Origin of the sequence: Streptomyces kronopolitis (assembly GCF_014646275.1) — a bacterium.
Lineage (GTDB): Bacteria > Actinomycetota > Actinomycetes > Streptomycetales > Streptomycetaceae > Streptomyces > Streptomyces kronopolitis.
Genome location: NZ_BMND01000035.1, coordinates 52,118 through 69,673 on the forward strand (window position 1 = coordinate 52,118; position 17,556 = coordinate 69,673).

At 72.7% G+C, this 17,556-nt stretch carries 20 protein-coding genes and 7 tRNA genes; 11 read left to right on the plus strand and 16 right to left on the minus strand.

Going from position 1 to position 17,556, the window contains the following annotated elements; genetic code table 11:
- Window positions 1–91: 91 nt before the first annotated feature.
- Window positions 92–649, minus strand: a complete 558-nt coding sequence (locus tag IEY78_RS28050) for an HIT family protein (RefSeq protein WP_189102927.1) — start codon at window positions 647–649, stop codon at window positions 92–94.
- Window positions 650–710: 61 nt separating this feature from the next.
- Here IEY78_RS28050 and IEY78_RS28055 point away from each other — a divergent pair, with 61 nt between their 5' ends.
- Complete coding sequence (locus IEY78_RS28055) at window positions 711–1,358, plus strand: potassium channel family protein (RefSeq protein WP_189102929.1); 648 nt, start codon at window positions 711–713, stop codon at window positions 1,356–1,358.
- Between the two features lie 54 nt (window positions 1,359–1,412).
- Here IEY78_RS28055 and thrS read toward each other — a convergent pair whose 3' ends face one another.
- From thrS to IEY78_RS28070, 3 genes are all read right to left on the minus strand, one after another.
- Window positions 1,413–3,392 (minus strand): threonine--tRNA ligase, encoded by a 1,980-nt coding sequence (gene thrS / locus IEY78_RS28060; protein ID WP_189102931.1) that lies wholly within the window; start codon window positions 3,390–3,392, stop codon window positions 1,413–1,415.
- Between the two features lie 112 nt (window positions 3,393–3,504).
- Window positions 3,505–4,683, minus strand: coding sequence for a hypothetical protein (locus IEY78_RS28065; protein ID WP_189102933.1), 1,179 nt, complete (start codon window positions 4,681–4,683; stop codon window positions 3,505–3,507).
- The gene (locus IEY78_RS28070; RefSeq protein WP_189102935.1) at window positions 4,683–5,270 is read right to left on the minus strand and encodes a DUF4365 domain-containing protein; all 588 of its coding nucleotides are present in this window, start codon (window positions 5,268–5,270) and stop codon (window positions 4,683–4,685) included. Before IEY78_RS28070 ends, IEY78_RS28065 begins: the two co-directional genes overlap by 1 nt.
- A 199-nt stretch (window positions 5,271–5,469) precedes the next feature.
- Here IEY78_RS28070 and IEY78_RS28075 point away from each other — a divergent pair, with 199 nt between their 5' ends.
- Window positions 5,470–6,195 (plus strand): exonuclease domain-containing protein, encoded by a 726-nt coding sequence (locus IEY78_RS28075; protein ID WP_189102965.1) that lies wholly within the window; start codon window positions 5,470–5,472, stop codon window positions 6,193–6,195.
- A 115-nt stretch (window positions 6,196–6,310) separates the two neighbouring features.
- Here IEY78_RS28075 and IEY78_RS28080 read toward each other — a convergent pair.
- The 4 genes from IEY78_RS28080 to IEY78_RS28095 all read right to left on the minus strand — a co-directional run bounded on the left by IEY78_RS28080 (window position 6,311) and on the right by IEY78_RS28095 (window position 7,618).
- Window positions 6,311–6,382 (minus strand) — tRNA-Val (locus IEY78_RS28080).
- A 116-nt stretch (window positions 6,383–6,498) separates the two neighbouring features.
- Window positions 6,499–6,960 (minus strand): SRPBCC family protein, encoded by a 462-nt coding sequence (locus tag IEY78_RS28085; protein WP_189102937.1) that lies wholly within the window; start codon window positions 6,958–6,960, stop codon window positions 6,499–6,501.
- Between the two features lie 87 nt (window positions 6,961–7,047).
- A tRNA-Val gene (locus tag IEY78_RS28090) sits at window positions 7,048–7,119 on the minus strand.
- 70 nt (window positions 7,120–7,189) lie between these two features.
- A complete protein-coding gene (locus IEY78_RS28095; RefSeq protein ID WP_189102939.1) occupies window positions 7,190–7,618 on the minus strand; it encodes a TIGR02611 family protein in 429 nt (142 codons plus the stop codon).
- 190 nt (window positions 7,619–7,808) lie between these two features.
- Between IEY78_RS28095 and IEY78_RS28100 the strand changes: the two genes are divergently transcribed.
- Window positions 7,809–8,222: an SsgA family sporulation/cell division regulator gene (locus IEY78_RS28100; protein ID WP_003959770.1), complete on the plus strand. Its 414-nt coding sequence runs from the start codon at window positions 7,809–7,811 to the stop codon at window positions 8,220–8,222.
- A gap of 228 nt (window positions 8,223–8,450) precedes the next feature.
- Entirely contained in the window at window positions 8,451–9,017 is a 567-nt protein-coding gene (locus tag IEY78_RS28105; RefSeq protein ID WP_189102941.1) for a CGNR zinc finger domain-containing protein, read from the plus strand.
- Between the two features lie 54 nt (window positions 9,018–9,071).
- On the opposite strand, the gene IEY78_RS28110 is transcribed toward IEY78_RS28105, so the two are convergent.
- Together IEY78_RS28110 and IEY78_RS28115 are read right to left on the minus strand one after the other, a co-directional pair.
- On the minus strand, window positions 9,072–9,227 hold the full coding sequence (locus IEY78_RS28110) for a hypothetical protein (protein WP_006607510.1): 156 nt from the start codon (window positions 9,225–9,227) through the stop codon (window positions 9,072–9,074).
- Window positions 9,228–9,295: 68 nt separating this feature from the next.
- Window positions 9,296–9,757: a hypothetical protein gene (locus IEY78_RS28115; protein WP_189102943.1), complete on the minus strand. Its 462-nt coding sequence runs from the start codon at window positions 9,755–9,757 to the stop codon at window positions 9,296–9,298.
- Window positions 9,758–9,952: 195 nt separating this feature from the next.
- On the opposite strand from IEY78_RS28115, the gene IEY78_RS28120 reads away from it, so the two are divergent.
- A complete protein-coding gene (locus IEY78_RS28120) occupies window positions 9,953–10,471 on the plus strand; it encodes a DsbA family protein (protein ID WP_189102945.1) in 519 nt (172 codons plus the stop codon).
- 31 nt (window positions 10,472–10,502) lie between these two features.
- On the opposite strand, the gene IEY78_RS28125 is transcribed toward IEY78_RS28120, so the two are convergent.
- From IEY78_RS28125 to IEY78_RS28135, 3 genes are read right to left on the minus strand one after another with little or no spacing between them, the layout of a single operon-like run.
- Complete coding sequence (locus IEY78_RS28125) at window positions 10,503–11,333, minus strand: GNAT family N-acetyltransferase (RefSeq protein WP_189102947.1); 831 nt, start codon at window positions 11,331–11,333, stop codon at window positions 10,503–10,505.
- Between the two features lie 35 nt (window positions 11,334–11,368).
- Window positions 11,369–12,193, minus strand: a complete 825-nt coding sequence (locus IEY78_RS28130) for an aminotransferase class IV (protein ID WP_189102949.1) — start codon at window positions 12,191–12,193, stop codon at window positions 11,369–11,371.
- Complete coding sequence (locus IEY78_RS28135) at window positions 12,190–13,257, minus strand: chorismate-binding protein (protein ID WP_189102951.1); 1,068 nt, start codon at window positions 13,255–13,257, stop codon at window positions 12,190–12,192. Before IEY78_RS28135 ends, IEY78_RS28130 begins: the two co-directional genes overlap by 4 nt.
- A 178-nt stretch (window positions 13,258–13,435) precedes the next feature.
- Between IEY78_RS28135 and IEY78_RS28140 the strand changes: the two genes are divergently transcribed.
- From IEY78_RS28140 to IEY78_RS28160, 5 genes are all read left to right on the plus strand, one after another.
- Window positions 13,436–13,508, plus strand: a tRNA-Gly gene (locus IEY78_RS28140).
- 35 nt (window positions 13,509–13,543) lie between these two features.
- Window positions 13,544–13,617 (plus strand) — tRNA-Cys (locus tag IEY78_RS28145).
- 1 nt (window position 13,618) lies between these two features.
- Window positions 13,619–13,690: transfer RNA gene (locus IEY78_RS28150), tRNA-Val, on the plus strand.
- Window positions 13,691–13,728: 38 nt separating this feature from the next.
- Window positions 13,729–13,800 (plus strand) — tRNA-Val (locus IEY78_RS28155).
- Window positions 13,801–13,834: 34 nt separating this feature from the next.
- Window positions 13,835–13,906: transfer RNA gene (locus IEY78_RS28160), tRNA-Val, on the plus strand.
- 108 nt (window positions 13,907–14,014) lie between these two features.
- Here IEY78_RS28160 and IEY78_RS28165 read toward each other — a convergent pair.
- From IEY78_RS28165 to IEY78_RS28175, 3 genes are all read right to left on the minus strand, one after another.
- Window positions 14,015–14,305: a TFIIB-type zinc ribbon-containing protein gene (locus IEY78_RS28165; protein WP_189102953.1), complete on the minus strand. Its 291-nt coding sequence runs from the start codon at window positions 14,303–14,305 to the stop codon at window positions 14,015–14,017.
- Window positions 14,306–14,413: 108 nt separating this feature from the next.
- Window positions 14,414–15,427 carry a phosphotransferase family protein gene (locus tag IEY78_RS28170; RefSeq protein WP_189102955.1) on the minus strand — a complete coding sequence of 338 codons (1,014 nt, stop codon included), beginning with the start codon at window positions 15,425–15,427 and terminating at the stop codon, window positions 14,414–14,416.
- Between the two features lie 242 nt (window positions 15,428–15,669).
- Entirely contained in the window at window positions 15,670–15,879 is a 210-nt protein-coding gene (locus IEY78_RS28175; protein ID WP_189102957.1) for a hypothetical protein, read from the minus strand.
- A gap of 607 nt (window positions 15,880–16,486) precedes the next feature.
- Between IEY78_RS28175 and IEY78_RS28180 the strand changes: the two genes are divergently transcribed.
- Window positions 16,487–17,556 (plus strand): serine/threonine-protein kinase (locus tag IEY78_RS28180; RefSeq protein WP_229700215.1); only part of this gene is annotated, 1,070 nt, incomplete at its 3' end.

Below are 17,556 nucleotides of genomic sequence, written 5' to 3' on the forward strand. Positions count from 1 at the left end.
GGGGGAATCCGCCAGAATGAGGGTGATATGCCCGATTCGCTCTGGTGCGTGTCGCCTCGGACGGCGGGCCCGGGGACCGGGCGGCGACGCCCTACGCGGGCCAGGCGGCGGCGAGCATCGCCCGTGTGTCGGCGAGGAGTTGGGGCAGCACCTTGGTGTGGCCGACCACCGGCATGAAGTTGGTGTCCCCGCCCCAGCGCGGGACGACGTGCTGGTGGAGGTGGGCCGCGATGCCGGCGCCGGCGACCGTGCCCTGGTTCATCCCGATGTTGAAGCCGTGCGCCCCGGACGCGGTGCGCAGCGCGGTCATCGCCCGCTTGGTGAATTCGGCGAGCTCAGCGGTCTCCGGACCGTCCAGATCGGGGTAGTCGGCGACATGCCGGAACGGGACGACCATGAGGTGCCCGCCGTTGTACGGGTAGAGGTTCAGCACCGCGTAGACATGCTCGCCGCGCGCGATCACGAGGCCGTCCTCGTCCGATTTCTCGGGGATCGTGCAGAACGGACAGCCGTCGCCGGCCCCCGGGCCGGTCGGCTTGTTCTCCCCCTGGATGTAGGCCATCCGGTGGGGCGTCCACAGGCGCTGGAAGGCGTCCTGCGTCCCTACTCCGATCTGCTGCTCCGGCTCGCTTGTCATACGGGCCAGCATATGGCGTCGCCCATTGGCGCCGTGTCGTTGGGGCACCGGGCGGCCCCCGCTCCGCGATGCTGTGGCGGTGGACAGGGAGCAGCGGCTGTGGGACTGGGAGCGGACCGCCCAGCCGTATCTCCTTGTCGCCTCGCTGCTCTTCCTGACCTCCTACGCGGTCCGGGTGCTGGTCCCCGGCCTCTCCCCCGGCTGGGAGACCTGGTGGGAGCTGGTCACCATCGTCAGCTGGGGCATTTTCGTCGCCGAGTATCTGGCGCGGCTGGCGTTCAGCAGCGACCGGCGACGCTTCCTGCGCACCCGCTGGCTGGATCTGATCGTGACGGTACTGCCCCTGCTGCGGCCGCTGCGGATCATCGACATGCACGAGCGGATGCGGCGGCGCCGCAACCATCCGCAGCTCGTCCTCGAAGCGCGGGTGATGGTGTACACGGGGGTCACCTCGCTGCTCCTGGGCTTCGCGGCCAGCCTCGCCGTCTACCACGACGAGCGCACCGCCCCGGGCGCGAACATCCACAGCTTCGGCGACTCGGTGTGGTGGGCCTGTTCGACCCTGACCACGACCGGGTACGGGGACGCCACTCCCGTCACCTCGCGCGGCCGGGTGGTCGCGGTGGCGCTGATGTTCGTCGGGGTGGCGCTGGTCGGCGCGGTGGTGGGCTCCTTCTCGTCCTGGCTGCTGCGCCGCTTCCGGCAGGACGGCGAGACATGACGGGGCCCCGGGAGCGGATCGCTCTCCGGGGCCCCACCACTCGTCAGCCGGGCGTCACACCTGGACGCGGCGCTCCACGATGTCGAGGATCTCGGCGATCGCCTCGTCGCGCGGGATGCCGTTCTTCTGCGAGCCGTCGCGGTAGCGGAAGGAGACCGCGCCGGCCTCCATGTCCTCGTCACCGGCGATGACCATGAACGGGACCTTGGCCTTCTGCGCGTTGCGGATCTTCTTCTGCATCCGGTCCGAGGAGGCGTCCACCTCGATGCGCAGCCCCTTGGCCTTCGCCTGGGCGGCGAACTCCTGGAGGTAGGGGACGTGCGCGTCACCGATCGGGATGCAAGTCGCCTGCACCGGCGCCAGCCAGGCCGGGAACGCGCCCGCGTAGTGCTCCAGCAGCACCGCGAAGAACCGCTCGATCGAGCCGAACAGCGCACGGTGGATCATGACCGGACGCTGCTTGGAGCCGTCGGCGGAGGTGTACTCCAGGTCGAACCGCTCGGGCAGGTTGAAGTCCAGCTGGATGGTGGACATCTGCCAGGTACGGCCGATGGCGTCCTTGGTCTGCACGGAGATCTTGGGCCCGTAGAACGCGGCGCCGCCCGGGTCGGGGACCAGCGGCAGGCCCTGCTTCTCGGCCACCTTCCGCAGCACCTCGGTGGCCTCCTCCCAGGTCTCGTCCGAGCCGACGAACTTCTCCGGATCCTTGGTGGACAGCTCCAGGTAGAAGTCGGTCAGACCGTAGTCGCGCAGCAGATCCAGGACGAAGGTGAGGGTGGCGTCCAGCTCGTCCGCCATCTGCTCCCGGGTGCAGTAGATGTGCGCGTCGTCCTGGGTGAAGCCGCGGGCACGGGTCAGGCCGTGCACCACACCGGACTTCTCGTACCGGTACACGGTCCCGAACTCGAAGAGGCGCAGCGGCAGTTCACGGTACGAGCGGCCGCGCGCATCGAAGATCAGGTTGTGCATCGGGCAGTTCATGGGCTTGAGGTAGTAGTCGACGCCCTCGTCGAGTTGCATGGGCGGGTACATGCCGTCGGCGTACCAGTCCAGGTGGCCCGACTTCTCGAACAGCTTCCCCTTGGTGGCGTGCGGGGTGTAGACGAACTCGTAGCCCGACTCCTCGTGGCGCCGGCGGGAGTAGTCCTCCATGACCCGGCGGATGATGCCGCCCTTGGGGTGGAAGACCGCCAGCCCCGAGCCGATGTCCTCGGGAACGGAGAAAAGGTCCAGCTCCGACCCCAGCTTGCGGTGATCGCGCTTCTCGGCCTCGGCGAGGAACTCCAGATGCGCCTTCAGCTCGTCCTTGGTCGGCCAGGCGGTGCCGTAGATCCGCTGGAGCTGCTTGTTCTTCTCGCTGCCGCGCCAGTAGGCGGCGGCCGAGCGCATCAGCTTGAACGCCGGGATGGCGCGGGTGCTGGGCAGGTGCGGGCCGCGGCAGAGGTCCTTCCAGCACAGCTCGCCGGTCTTGGCGTCGAGGTTGTCGTAGATGGTCAGCTCGCCGGCGCCGACCTCGGCGGAGGCGCCCTCGGCGGCCTCCGCGGCGGAGCCCTTGAGTCCGATCAGCTCCAGCTTGTACGGCTCGTCCGCCAGCTCCTCGCGCGCGGCGTCGTCGCCGACCGCCCGGCGCGCGAACTTCTGCCCGCGCTTCTGGATCTCCTGCATCTTCTTCTCGATGCGCTTGAGGTCGTCCGGGTGGAAGGGGGTCTCGACGTCGAAGTCGTAGTAGAAGCCGTCCTTGATCGGCGGGCCGATGCCGAGCTTCGCGTCCGGGAACAGCTCCTGCACAGCCTGCGCCATCACATGCGCGGTGGAGTGCCGCAGGATGTTCAGACCGTCCTCGGAGGTGATCTCGACGGGCTCGACCTCGTCACCCTCGGCGATCTCGTACGCCAGGTCCTTCAGCTCGCCGGCCACGCGCGCGGCGACGACACTGCGCTCACCCTGGAAGAGGTCGGCGGCCGTAGTCCCCGTGGTCACCACGCGTTCTTCCCGCTCGGAATCGCGTTGGACGGTCACACGGACGTCTGACACCGGTCTCTCCTGACTCATGTCTCCTGCGCGTCAGCGATTGCTGCGCAGCAGAATCGTACCGAGCCGGTGGACCGGACCGCGAAACGGTTTCACCACCCCCGTGCGCGGGGGCTCAGTCCTCCGCCCCGCAGGCCTCCTCGAAGAAGTCGAGATTCTCCTGGAGGGACTTCAGCAGCCGGTCCCGCTCGGCCTCGTCGACCTGTACGGGCGTGACATCGCGGCCGCCGGTGATCCGGCGGAAGCCGCCCCGGCTCTCCAACCGCCCGGTCACCCGCACCGGCAGCCCCACCAGATGCGCGTGCCCGGCGATGCGGTAGTCCTCCTCCCCCAGCGCCACCCGCACCTGCAGCACGTCCGCCCCGGTGAGCACCCGCAGCCGCACGGTGCCGGGACCGCCGGGCCGCTCCCTGCGCAGCCGCACCACCGCGCCGGTCACCCGCACTGGCAGCGAGGGCTCCGCCCGCACATACCGCTGGGCGGCCTGCTGGAGCGCGGGCAGATCACCGGGCGAGAACTCCACCGCCTCGGGACGGGCCGGGCAGCCGGCCGGCGGTCCTGCGCCCGGGGACCACTCGACCGAGATCCGCGCCCCTTCCGCGTCCCGCACCAGCGCGATCAGCGCCTGGACCAGCTCATGGCAGACCCCCAGCGCGACCGCCGCGTCGAAGGCCTCCGTGCCGCCGGTGGCGCGCTGGTAGTCGGTGGCGTCCCGGGCCGCGTGCAGCGCCCGCTGCAACCCGGCGACCGCGCCGCGCCCCCCGCGGACCGGGACGAACGCGGTCAGCCGGCGCCCGGCCACCGCCGGGCCGACCAGCACCTCGCCCAGGAACGCCTCGGCCGGCCGCCGGTGCCGGGCGCCGTAGTAGCCGGCCCGGCCGTATGTCCCCAGCGCCCCGGCGACCAGCATCGAGCGGGCCGCCCCGCGCAGTTGCTCCTGCGCCGCCCAGTGCGCCGCCCCCGAACCCCCGTCGGGGACCTCGCGCTCCCAGCGCACCTCGTCGCTGGGCACCGCCAGCCCCATCAGCACCTCGCGGGCCGAGGGCGCGGCGCTCTGCGCGAGCGCCGCCAGCGCCTCCGCGAGCAGCTCCCCGCTGTCGGGGAAGCGGCGGTCGTGCGGGACCAGCAGGCTGGTGCCGGCCGCGCCGCCGGGCGGCGTCCACCGGGCGTAGTGGCCGGCGGCCCCGCCCCGGCGCCGCCAGCCGTGCCGCGCCAGCAGCGCGCCGAGCACCGCCGGGTCGAGCCGCGCGGGGTCCAGCAGCCGCGCGTCGTGATCATCGGTCGGCCGGTACATCAGGGTCTCCCTCCCGCCCCGACCCGCGTCATGATCTCGCAGAGCGCGCGGTCGTCGAAGATCCGCGTGGTCGGTATCCGCACGGTGGTCCTGCGCCGGCCGGTCACCGGGTGGCCGGCCAGATTGATCCAGTAGCAGCAGTGCCGCAGTTCGAGGCGGTCGTGCGAGGCCCGCAGCCAGTCCTCCGGGGTCCGCGGGACCAGCATCACGACCAGGATCTTGTGCACCGCGACGGGGGTGCGGGCCAGCTTCACCAGATGGTCGTTGTCGAGGGTGAAGGCGAAGGTCGGCCCCGGCGGGCGGGGTGCGGTCTGGTAGGTGCACTTGAGCTGCACCTTGATGGTGACCTCGTCGTCGACGGTGTGGCCGGGTGCGCCGTGGCTGACGTGCCAGTCGATCCCGTTGTCCGGGAAGGGCTGGGCCAGCGAGCACCCGGAGGCGGCTGCGACCGCGTGCAGATATCCCACCTGGAGGGTCTCCATACAGGCGGTGGTCGCGAGCGCGCCGCGCTGCGGGGTGAGGGCGGGCCGGGGGTACCTCGCGCTTGCGGGGGACAGCCCGCCCGGTTCGGGCTTCGCGAGCGTCATCGCTCAAGCCTTCCGGGCTGTGCCGATCGGTGAAGGTGACCGACGGGCAGGGGGGCTCCTCCGCACCGGCCCGTCCCTCTGGTTGTCTCCCCGTCAAGTGGTCAACAAACAAAGACGGTTCGACCACCGGGCCGCTCGGGTATCACCAGGTCGGATGACGCGCACGTCATCCACCGTACGAGCGCGAGGAGTTGGGATGATGCCGTGCTGGTATGACGGTCCGCTTGCCGCCTTCGACACCGAGACCACGGGCATCGACGTCGAGCGGGACCGCATCGTCTCCGCCGCCCTGGTGGTCCAGGAGACCCCGCGCTCCGCGCCCCGGGTCACCCGCTGGCTGATCAACCCGGGCGTCGCGATACCCGAGGCCGCGACGGCCGTGCACGGCCTGACGGCCGACCATCTCGCCCTGCACGGACGCTGGCCGGCGCCGGTGCTGGAGGAGATCGCCCGCGCCCTGGCCGCCCAGTCGGTGGCCGGCCGCCCGCTGGTCGTGATGAACGCCCCGTTCGACCTCACCCTGGTGGAGCGCGAGTTGCGGCGGCACCGCGCCAGCTCGCTCGACGCCTACCTGGGCGGCCATCCGCTGCGCGTCCTGGACCCCCGGGTCCTCGACAAGCACCTGGACCGCTACCGCAAGGGCCGCCGGACGCTCACCGACCTGTGCGCGCAGTACGAGGTCGAGCTGACCGACGCCCATGAGGCCGCCGCCGACGCACTCGCCGCACTGCGGGTCGTTAGGGCCCTGGGCCACCGCTTCGCCGAGCGCCTGGAGGGGCTGCACCCGGCCGAGCTGCACTCGCGCCAGGCCATCTGGCACGCGGCGCAGGCCCGCGGACTGGAGGCGTGGTTCGCCCGCAGCGGCAACCCCGAGACCGTCGATCCGCACTGGCCGGTGCGCCCGGCTCTGCCCGCCGCGGCCTGACGGGTGCTCAGCGGCTTCCGGGCCCGGCCGGCGAAGGGCCGCCCGGAATTCCCGGACCGCGTGCGCCAACGAAAAGAACCGGACCGCCTTTTGGCGGCCCGGTTCCTGATCCCGGTGGGCGATACTGGGTTCGAACCAGTGACCTCTTCGGTGTGAACGAAGCGCTCTCCCACTGAGCTAATCGCCCGGGTGTCGGCTGGGTTTCCCCTGCGAACGAGCAGAACAATACAGCGCGCCCGGGCCCGGCATCAAATTCCTGCTCCCGGGCACCCCGGGGCCGCCCTCCTGAAGGCCCGGCGCAGGTCATCCACGGGCCAGCCAGGCGGCCAGGCCGCGCCGCCCGGACCGCATCATCAGCGCGTGGTTGGCGAGGAACGCCGGCCGCCCCGGCAGCGCGAACCGCCGCAGCAGCGGCTTGCAGACCTCGACGTCCTGCTCGAAGACGACCCGGGTGCCGCCCGCCCCGGGCACCACCGTCCAGCGCGCCCAGCCGGACAGGTCACCGCGCATCGCGATCTCCAGCGTCCCTGTGCCGGGGTCCCGTACCCGCTCGCTCGCCACCACCGTCAGGTCGTAGGGCAGCAGCGACCGGAACCGGACGATCCCGCTGCGGTCGTCGAGCGGGGCCACCTCGCGGACCTGGGGCCACCAGGAGGGGTAGGTCTCGGCGCGTTCGAGCACCGCGTAGACGACGGCCGGCTGCGCGGGGAGCAGCCAGACGGTGCGGAAGCGGTAGCGATGCAGACGGTGCGACCAGTCGGACATGATCCCAGTGTGCGCCCCCGGGGCGGCACGCCGGTCCAACAAGCGCGACGGCCCGGAGACTTGGAGTCTCCGGGCCGTCGTCCGGGGTGGGCGATACTGGGTTCGAACCAGTGACCTCTTCGGTGTGAACGAAGCGCTCTCCCACTGAGCTAATCGCCCGGGCGCACCGCCCACATTACCCCACGTCGGCAGGCACTTCTGACCATTTCCCGGCCACTCGGACTCCCGGTCACTCGGAGACGTTCCACGGCAGCGCGAGGCCGAACTTCCACACATAGACCGCGAGCAGCGCCGCGATGATCACCAGGCCGACGGTGGTCAGCGTGATGTTGCGCCGACGCACCTTGGGGTCGAGCGCCTTCTGGGCCGCTTCGGTGACCTTGCGCTTGGTCCAGCGCAGCACCAGCTGGGCCCAGACGAACTCCGTCGCCCAGATCGCCATGCCGCCGAAGATCACCAGCCAGCCCGGCCCCGGCAGCGGCAGCATGATCACGCCGGCCACGACGACCGCCAGTCCGACGACGAAGACTCCGACCTGCCAGCTCAGGTGGAGCGGCCGGGAGCGCTTGATGAAGTGCGGCGCCCTGGAGCCGAGCGGCTGCTCGGTCGGAGCGCCCTCCTCCAGCGTTCCCGACCCCCCGTTACTCTGCGTATTCATGCACCCAAACTTACCGGATGGTGCGGGTTCGCCGGAATTACCGCCGAGGACGATCTCGCAATCCGCCGGAAGAGGTACCTGAAGCCACACAAAACCGTCAGAGGGGTTTACAACGGCACCGTAGGTGGCATGTCGATTTCGCCGACGTGCGAATCCCCGAGCGCACACTGAGCGAAAGGCCCTGGCGCTTATGAACACCACGGTCAGCTGCGAGCTGCACCTGCGCCTCGTTGTGTCGAGCGAGTCCTCACTGCCTGTACCCGCGGGCCTGCGGTATGACACGGCCGATCCCTATGCCGTGCATGCCACCTTCCACACCGGAGCCGAGGAAACCGTCGAATGGGTTTTCGCCCGCGACCTCCTCGCCGAGGGCCTGCACCGGCCCACGGGCACCGGAGACGTCCGCGTATGGCCGTCCCGGAGCCACGGACAGGGCGTGGTGTGCATCGCCCTGAGTTCCCCGGAGGGCGAAGCCCTGCTCGAGGCGCCCGCGCGGGCTCTCGAGTCGTTCCTCAAAAGGACCGATGCGGCCGTACCGCCCGGTACGGAGCACCGGCATTTCGATCTCGACACCGAGCTCTCCCACATCCTCGCGGAGAGCTGAGACGCAGACCGCTTACCGAAAGCACTCACCCGCTCACACTTGCGTCCGTCCGACTCGGGGAGACGGCGCAGGACCGACAAGTTCATACGGCACACTTCGGCGTCGTCGCCGCGGACCCACCGCGGAGTCGGCGCTGAAGCTTGTTCGAGGCGCTAGAGTCGGCGACCATTCGGCAACCACACCCGGGGGCGGCACCCGTCCGGCCCCACCCTGCCAGGGAGCGGAACCGTGATGATCACCCATGACACCCGGTGCGCACTGGACGCGGTTGTCGATCTGCTGAACACCGCCCCGGAGGGCGAATCGCCCGGGGCGCCCGACAGCCTGGCCGACCTGGCGGCCCTCGGGGACTTCGTGCGCCGCAACGACATCAGCGATGTGGGCACGCTCGGCGCGGGGGATCTGACGGCCGTACGGTCCCTGCGGGCGCGGTTCGCGCAGATCTTCGCGGCGGGCGACGACCGCACCGCCGCCGAACAGCTGAACTCGCTGGTCGCCTCGGCGGGCACCACCCCGCGGCTGACCGATCATGACGGCTTCGACTGGCACGTCCACTACTTCGCGCCGGGCGCCTCGGTCGCCGAGCACCTGGCCGCGGACGGCGGGATGGCGCTGGCGTTCCTCGTCGTCGCCGGGGAGCGCGAGCGGCTGCGGCGCTGCGAGGCGCCGGACTGCCGGCACGCCTTCGTCGACCTCTCCCGCAACCGCTCGCGGCGCTACTGCGACAGCCGCACCTGCGGAAACCGGCTGCACGTCGCGGCCTACCGGGCACGGCGGCGGGAGGCCGCGGGCTGAACCGCCGCCGCGGGCCCGGGCCGGATCGGCCCCTTGGCGGCGCACCGGGCGGCCTCACAGGATGTAGAGGTCATGCACGGCGCCGAGGAGGAGCAGGAAGCCGATCACGGCGAGGAAGAGCATCAGCGGCGGCTGGGACAGCGCGAACAGGCAACCGCGCGGTTCGGGGGACGGGGCGTCGTCTTGGGCGAGGGCGCACTCATCGTTCATCTCGCGCGCATCATGGCGCAGCCGATCGCCCGGTCAGGCCCGATCGGGTCCTCAGCGGCGGTAGTTCATCAGATCCCGTGCTTTTTCAGGATCGCTTCGATGTCCGAGAAGTCATCCTTGGGTGCGCCGCTCTTGTCCGGTGCGGCCTTGCCCTTGGCGGCCGGCTGCGCGGCGGGGCGGCCCGCGCCGAGGGAGGGGGCGGAGGCGGCCGGGGCCACCGCGTCGGGCCGGGCCGCCGCCGCGGCCTTGCGCTCCTTGCGGCTGCCGATCCCGCCCCTGCGGCGCTCCGCCGCCCGGCCGAGGGCGAACAGCACGAACGAGAGCGCGAGCAGGCCGAAGCCGGCCCAGACCGTGGGCTTGAAGACGATGCCGGTGATCCAGTCGATGACGCCGGTCATCACCAGGCCGATGGGGATCAGGGAAAAGGCGGCGATGCGGGTCGCGGCCAGGAACCGCTTGCGGTATGCCGTGATCGCGGCGATGCCCAGGCCCGCTGCCGACACCGCGGCACAGACGGTCGAGGTCAGCATCCGGTCCTCCTGCCGATGGATGGGTGAGCAGGCATTCTGCTCCCTTCCATCCTGCCTTGTCCGAACCCGCCCGGGCCACGTTCCGGCACGTCCTCAGGGACATCTCCGGGTTGCGCTCCTTCGCAGGTCCCGGTTCGGGCACCCGCCCGGGTACCTCGCGACTGGTGTCCCCGCGGGGCTGGAAGACTGGCCTCCATGAACGACACCCCCTCCACCGCCGCCCGTCCCGTGCTGGACGTGTGGTGCGAGCTCCAGTGCCCCGACTGCCACACCGCCCTGGAGGACCTCCGGGCGCTGCGGGCACGCTACGGCGACCGGCTGGACATCCGGCTGCGCCACTTCCCCCTCCCCAAGCACCCGCACGCCTACGTCGCCGCCCAGGCCGCCGAGGAGGCGCTGGAGCAGGGGCGGGGATGGCCGTACATCGAGGCGGTGCTGGCGCGCAGCGAGGAGCTCGGCAAGCGCGGCGAGAAGCTGCTGCTGGAGGTCGCCGGGGAGCTGGGGCTGGACGCCGAGGAGCTGGACACCGCGCTGATCGACGGGCGGCATCTGCTGATCGTCGACGCGGACCAGGCCGAGGGCAAGGCGATCGGGGTGACCGGGACCCCGACGTATGTGATCGGCGGGGAGCGGCTGGACGGCGGGACGGGCCAGGAGGGGCTGCGGGCCCGGATCGAGGAGATCGCCGACCGGCTGCTGGCGGAACAGGGCTGAGCCCCGCCTCAGCGGTGCCCGCCGGGCCGGCTCACAGGATCGGCTTCCAGAGCAGATAGCCGGTGGGCCGGTAGCGCAGCGAGGTGTAGAGGCCGAGCGCGGGCGCGTTGTCCGCGTAGACGTTCAGCCCGAGGGTGGCGCGGCCGGCGGCCAGGCTCTCGCGCTCGGCGATCAGCATCAGGGTGCGGCCGTGTCCGCGGCCGCGGTGGCCGGGCGCGACCTGTACATCGACCACGTAGCCGCCGGGCTGGTCCGGCATCCGCAGGGCGACCCAGACGCTGCCGACGTCCGCGCCGCCGTGGGTCAGGACGCGCAGCGCCTGGTAGGGCGTGGCGGCGCCCTCGGGCAGCAGGGCGCGATGGCCGGCGGCGGAGGCCTCCTCGGCGCGCGCCCGGGACATCCCCTGGGCCAGCTGCGTACGGAGGTGCTCGGCGAGCGCGGCCTCCCGCCAGGCCGGGTACTCCTCCTCGCCCAGCGCGCGGTCGCTGCTGCCGTCGGGCAGCCGGGGCGGCCCGGTCAGGGGCTTGCTCATCGTGCGGCTGCGCTCGGTGTAGCCCAGCGTCGCGGCGAGCCGCCGGGCGGCCGTGGCGCCGGCCGGCACCGTCAGCTCGATCTGCCGGCACCCCCAGCCGCGCAGCACCTCCTCCGCGGCGAGCGCGGCGACCGTGGCCCGGCCGCGGTGCCGGTCCGCCGGGTCGATGCCCAGGTCCGTGATCCGGCCGGCCGTCGGGCCGAACCGGGCGTCGGTGGCCAGCCGGATCCCGCCGACCCGGCGGCTGTTGACGCAGATGTCGTACGGGCGCGCCCGGCCGCCGTCGTCGTGCCGCTCTTCCGGTCCCGCGGGCCGCAGCGTTGTGGTCACGAGGACTTTCTACCCGCCGGCGCGCGCTCCCGTCATCACCGCGGATCGAAGTCGGCGGCCGACTGCTCGTCGAAGATCCGCATGGCCTCCGCGGTCACCGGGCCGGGGCCGTCGGGGAGTTGGCGGCCGTCGATCCGGGTCACGGCCTGGACGTCGCGCAGGGTGGAGGTCAGGAAGATCTCCTCGGCGCGCTCCAGGGCGTCCAGCGGAAGATCGGTCTCCTTGGCGCCGGCCCAGCCGGCCGTCAGGGCGCGGGTGATGCCCGCCAGGCAGCCGGAGTGCAGCGGCGGGGTGTGCAGTTCGCCGTCCAGGACGACGAAGACGTTGGAGCCGGTGCCCTCGCAGAGCGCCCCGACGGTGTTGGCGAACAGCGCCTCGGAGGCGCCCTGTTCCCGCGCGCGGGCCAGCGCGACGACGTTCTCGCCGTACGAGGTCGTCTTCAGGCCGGTGAGCGCGCCGCGCTCGTTGCGGGTCCACGGGACGGTGACGGCGGCCGTCGTGTCGGGGCGGCGGGCGGTCTCGGACAGCGCGATGACCAGCGTGGGGCCGGCGTCGCCGCGGTCCGAGCCGAGCGGGGAGACGCCGCCGGTGTAGGTGAGCCGCAGCCGGCCCAGGGCCATCGGGTTGGCCGCCATGACGGCCTCGCAGCCGTGCCGTACCTCGTCGAGATCGGGATCGGGCAGGCCGAGCCCGCGGGCGGAGGTGGTCAGCCGCTCCAGATGGCGGGTGAGGGCGAAGGCCCGGCCGTGGTCGGCCTTGATGGTCTCGAAGACCCCGTCGCCGACCGTCAGCCCGTGGTCGAAGACCGAGACCCGGGCGCCGTCGGCGTCCCGCAGTGCTCCGTCGAGCCAGATCTTCATCGCGTACCTCCACTCGCCTCGTGCGCGCCCGACGCTACCGCGAGCAGCCTGCGCGCCTTCAACTCCGTCTCCGCCCACTCCCGCTCCGGGTCGGAATCCCAGATGATCCCGGCGCCGGCGCCGAAGCGCAGCACCGGTCCGGCGGGCGGGGTGCGGTCGATCCAGAACGTGCGGATGCCGACCGACAGCTCACCGGTGCGGCGGTCCGCGTCGACCCATCCGATGCCCCCGCAGTACGGGCCGCGGGGCGCGGTCTCCAGCTCGTCGATGATCCTGAGCGCGCTGGACTTGGGGGCGCCGGTGACCGACCCGGGCGGGAAGGTGGCGTCCAGCAGATCCGCCCAGGCGGTCTTCTCGTTCTCCTCGGCCAGTTCGCCGCGCACCGTGGAGACGAGGTGGACGAGGCCGGGGTGCTCCTCGATGGCGCACAGTGCCGGGACGGTGACGCTCCCGGAGGCGCAGACCCGGCCGAGATCGTTGCGGACCAGGTCGACGATCATCACGTTCTCCGCCCGGTCCTTCCCCGAGAGGTCCGCCGCGGTCCGGCCGGTGCCCTTGATCGGCCCGGAGTCGATCGTGCGCCCGTCGCGCCGCAGATACAGCTCCGGGGAGGCGCCGGCGATCTCGACGCCGTGGGCCGGCAGCCGGATCGTGCCCGCGTACGGGGCCGGGTTCCCCCGGGCCAGTACGGCGGAGAGCGCGTCGACATCGGCGCGGCCGGGGTCGGGCAGCGGCGCGGTCAGGACCCGGCAGAGGTTCACCTGGTAGACGTCGCCGGCCGCGATGTGTTCACGGATGCGCCGCACGCCGCCGGTATAGGCGTCGCGGTCCAGGGAGCTGGTCCAGGCGCCGGGGGCGGGGCCGCGCCAGCCGCCGGGGGCGGGCTCGTCGGCGGTGGTGGCCGGCCGTACGTCGCCGAAGCGGGCGCAGACCACGGCGCCCTCGAAGTCGGCGGCCACCGCCCACCAGCCCGAGGAGTCCAGAGCCGCGGGATCACTGGTCACATCGCGCAGGTCGGTGGCTATCAGGCCGCCGAAGCGGGCCATGGGAGCGAAGTCGTGCACGTCAGCGAGTCTATGGCGGCGGCCGGGACCCCGCCTGTGCCGGGCGGGTCGGCGCAGCACGCTGCACAAACGCGTTTTTGTACTGGCCCCGGAATCCGCTAGAGTTCAACACGTCGCCGGGACGCGAGAGCGCCCCGGAGGCGGAGTAGCTCCCGGACGTAGTCTGGGAGAGACACCTGCGGACGTAGCTCAGTTGGTAGAGCACCACCTTGCCAAGGTGGATGTCGCGAGTTCGAGTCTCGTCGTCCGCTCGATGTGGGGGATCTTCCCGAACCCCCTCACTCCTGGTGGAGTGGCCGAGAGGCGAGGCAACGGCCTGCAAAGCCGTCTACACGGGTTCAAATCCCGTCTCCACCTCCAAGGACGATTAGCTCAGCGGGAGAGCGCTTCCCTGACACGGAAGAGGTCACTGGTTCAATCCCAGTATCGTCCACTGGATCCCCGAACATGTTCGACCGGGGTATCCGTCCCGCGCGATTAGCTCAGCGGGAGAGCGCTTCCCTGACACGGAAGAGGTCACTGGTTCAATCCCAGTATCGCGCACGCAGCTGCGGATCTTCGTGATCCGCGGTCCCGAGGACGATTAGCTCAGCGGGAGAGCGCTTCCCTGACACGGAAGAGGTCACTGGTTCAATCCCAGTATCGTCCACATCTGATCGAGGGCCGGAGCATTTCGCTCCGGCCCTCGGTCGTTTTCCGGGGCCGGATGTTGGTCGGCCCGCTCGGGACCAGTCCGGTCCGGCCCGTAGAGGGCCGGTCAGGACGAGAAGAGCATGTGGCCGAAGCTGCGGTGATGGCCGTGGTGCCCGTGGTGGCTCTGGTGGTGGCCGTGGTGGCCCTGGTGCGGGGCTCCCCAGGCGGGGGCGGCCGGGTAGGCCTGCGGGGCGGGCGGCGGCGGGGGCTGCTGCATCCACTGGGATTCGAGACGGCTCAGCGCCTCCAGCTCGCCGTAGTCCAGGAAGATCCCCCGGCAGCCGGCGCACTGCTCTATCTGGACGCCATTGCGGTTGTATGTGTGCATCGGTGCATGGCACTTGGGGCACTGCATCGTCGGCTTCACTCCTTCTCATCCGTCACTGCTTCTCATCCGTCACTGCTTCTCATCCGTCACTGCGCGCCGCGGCGCCCGCGGAACGGGCCGCCGGCGGCGAGGGGTTCACCCTACGACGGGCCCGGCGGGCGCCAACTGCCGCGGCGGGGGCACCATCCGGGCGCAGGCATCGACCATCGCCTGCTCCGCCTCGTCGAGGCGGCGGGCGGCGCCGGCGGCCTTGGCGACGGCCAGGGCGGCGGTCTGCACGGTCAGGGCGCGGGCGGGAATCTCCAGGTCGGGCCAGGGGTCGCCGGCCGGGCGGACGGCGGGGCCGCCGGCGGCGCGGTAGGCGGCCAGGAAGCGCGTCCAGATACCGGGGTCGAGCAGGCCGGTGGCGAACCAGGCGGCGGGGCGGGCCAGGTCCCAGGCGCCGTCGCCCAGGCCGAGGTCGTCGATGTCGATGAGGAGCCAGCGGCCGTCGGGGGCCGGGTGGCGGACCAGCTGGCCCAGGTGCAGATCGCCGTGGCACAGGGTGGCGGCGCGCGGGGGCGGGGCCTCGCCCCGGGCCCAGGGCGGCAGCAGGGACCAGGCGCGTTCGACGGCCGCGGCTGCCGCGGGAGGCGGTCCGGGGGCCGCCCGCGGGCCGTCGGCGGGGACCGGGGCGGCGCGGAGCCGGGCCAGGGCGCGGGCGGCCTTGGCGGGGCCGCGCATCGGCGGCACGGGGCCCGGCAGTTGGCCGGGGTCGGTGGTGTGCAGCCGGGCCAGCAGGCGGGCGGCGTCCTCCCAGGGCGCGGCGTCGGGGTCGTCGGGCGGCACCGGGCTGCCGTAGGGCCAGCGGGTGAGGGCCCGGCCGTCGCCGGTGAGGGCGAGGAGGCCGTCGGGGGCGGTGACCGGGAGCGGGGGCAGCAGGATGCCGTGCAGCAGGGGGTGGGCGGCGATCCGCAGCCGGGCGGCCAGCTCGTGCGGGTCGCCGTCGGGGGCGTGGGCCTTGGCGACCGTGCGGCCGCGGCGGACGACGGTGCCGTCGGGGCGGTCGGCGAGCACCTCGGGGGCGGTGTCCGGGGCGCCGGCCGGGCTCCCGGGCGGGGCAGGGGCCGCGGCGAGGGCGGCCAGGCGGCCGAGCAGTGGTGTGGTCATGGTCCCCCCGAGTCCCGTGCGGGCCGGATGCGCCGTGGGCGATGGTGCGGGCCGCCGTGGGCCCGGCCTGGGATCGTACGCGTCCGGGGGCGGCCGGGCGGCGGCCGGAAAAACCCGAAGGCCGGGCATCTCCCCAGATGCCCGGCCGTTCGTGCCGTCCGCGGTTACCCCCCGTCCCCACGGGGTGAATCAGCCGGAGGTGTCCCCGTCCCGGGCCGCTCTCCCGGGGCGTGGGGCGCTTCTCAGTGCCCCAGCATTCCGGCCACGGACGACGCCTGTGTCATGACGGCTTCCCAGCCGCCGAAGACGACGGAGAGCAGGATCGCCAGCGGCAGCACCATGGCCACCGCGACGAGGGGGTGGCGCGTGCCGGAGGACTGCTGGCCGCCGAGCGCCGAGGCGGCCCTGCGCCCCTGCGCCCGAAGGGCCGTTCGTCCTGTCGTCTGCGCCATCGTCCCGCTCCCGTCGTGTCTGGGGCGGCGGGCGTCTGACCTCGGGGGACGAGTGCTGCGCCCGCCGCTTGAACACCACATTAGGCAGCGGGGCGGCGGCGGGCGTCATGCCGTCGTATCGAATCGTCGGCATCCAGGAGGATGACGCGGCCGCGCGGCACGTACTCCCCAGGGTGGAGAGACGCCTCCACTACCTGGGGGCATCCCCCAGGGGGACCGCGGAAGGCGGGGCTGCGGGCACCCCTTCAGGGTGACCTCGCTCACCCCGGCCGCTCCCCCGCGCCCGGCCGCCCTGCCCCCTCCCCCGCCGCCGTCCGCCGCCTTTTCCCGGCCGGGAGCGTATGCCCGGCATCCCTCACCAACCGGGCCTGATCACCTTTCATCGTGTCAATCCCCCCTGTGTGGCGGATCCTTGGGATGTCCGGCGGGAAGCCGGGCGGGACGGGGCCCGGTTCCGGGCCGGTGCCGCGGATTCCGCACCGCCCGCGGACAATCCGGCCGCCGACGCATGCGCGGCCTCTGCGCACAGCGAGCCGTCAATCCGTAAGCTGTGCCACGTCAGACGGTTGGCAGCGGAGGGGGATCCCGCCGCAGGTAGGGGACGGACATGGCGATGATGCGGCTCCGACGCGAGGACCCGCGTGTCGTCGGGACGTTCCGGCTGCACCGTCGGCTGGGCGCGGGCGGGATGGGCGTGGTCTATCTCGGCTCGGACAAGCGCGGGCAGCGGGTGGCGCTCAAGGTGATCCGGCCGGATCTGGCGGAGGATCAGGAGTTCCGTTCGCGGTTCGCGCGCGAGGTGTCCGCCGCCCGGCGGATCCGCGGCGGCTGTACGGCGCGGCTGGTGGCCGCCGATCTCGACGCGGACCGGCCCTGGTTCGCCACCCAGTACGTCCCGGGCCCCTCGCTGCACGACAAGGTCAACGAGGAGGGGCCGCTGTCCCCCGCGCAGGTCGCCTCCGTCGGCGCCGCGCTGTCCGAGGGGCTGCTGGCGGTCCATGACGCGGGCGTGGTGCACCGCGATCTGAAGCCGTCGAACATCCTGCTGTCGCCCAAGGGCCCGCGGATCATCGACTTCGGTATCGCCTGGGCGACCGGCGCCAGCACGCTCACGCACGTCGGCACGGCCGTCGGCTCGCCGGGCTTCCTGGCGCCCGAGCAGGTGCGCGGGGCCGCCGTGACCCCGGCGACGGACATCTTCGCGCTGGGCGCGACCCTCGCCTACGCCTGCACCGCCGACTCCCCCTTCGGGCAGGGGAGTTCGGAGGTCATGCTCTACCGCGTGGTCCACGAGGAGGCGCAGCTGGCCGGGGTGCCGGACGCCCTGGCACCGCTGCTGGCCTCGTGCCTGGCCAAGGATCCGGCGGACCGCCCCAGCACCCTGTCGCTGTCGCTGCGGCTCAAGGAGATCGCGGCCCGTGAGGCGCACGGGCTGTCCGGCGGGCCGCTGGAGAGCGGGGCGGGCGCCGGGGCCGGCTGGGAGCGCGGCGAGCGGCGCCCCGCGGAGCGGCCGACCGGCCGGCGGGCGGAGGAGTACGCGCGCCAGCGCACCGAGCGGCGGACCGGCGGGAGCACGCCGCGTCCGCATCCGCCCCGCACCCCGGCGCCCCGTGACGCGGTCGCCCGGCCGGCCGCACCGGCCCCGGCCGCGGGGAAGCGGCCGCGGACCGGTGCGGC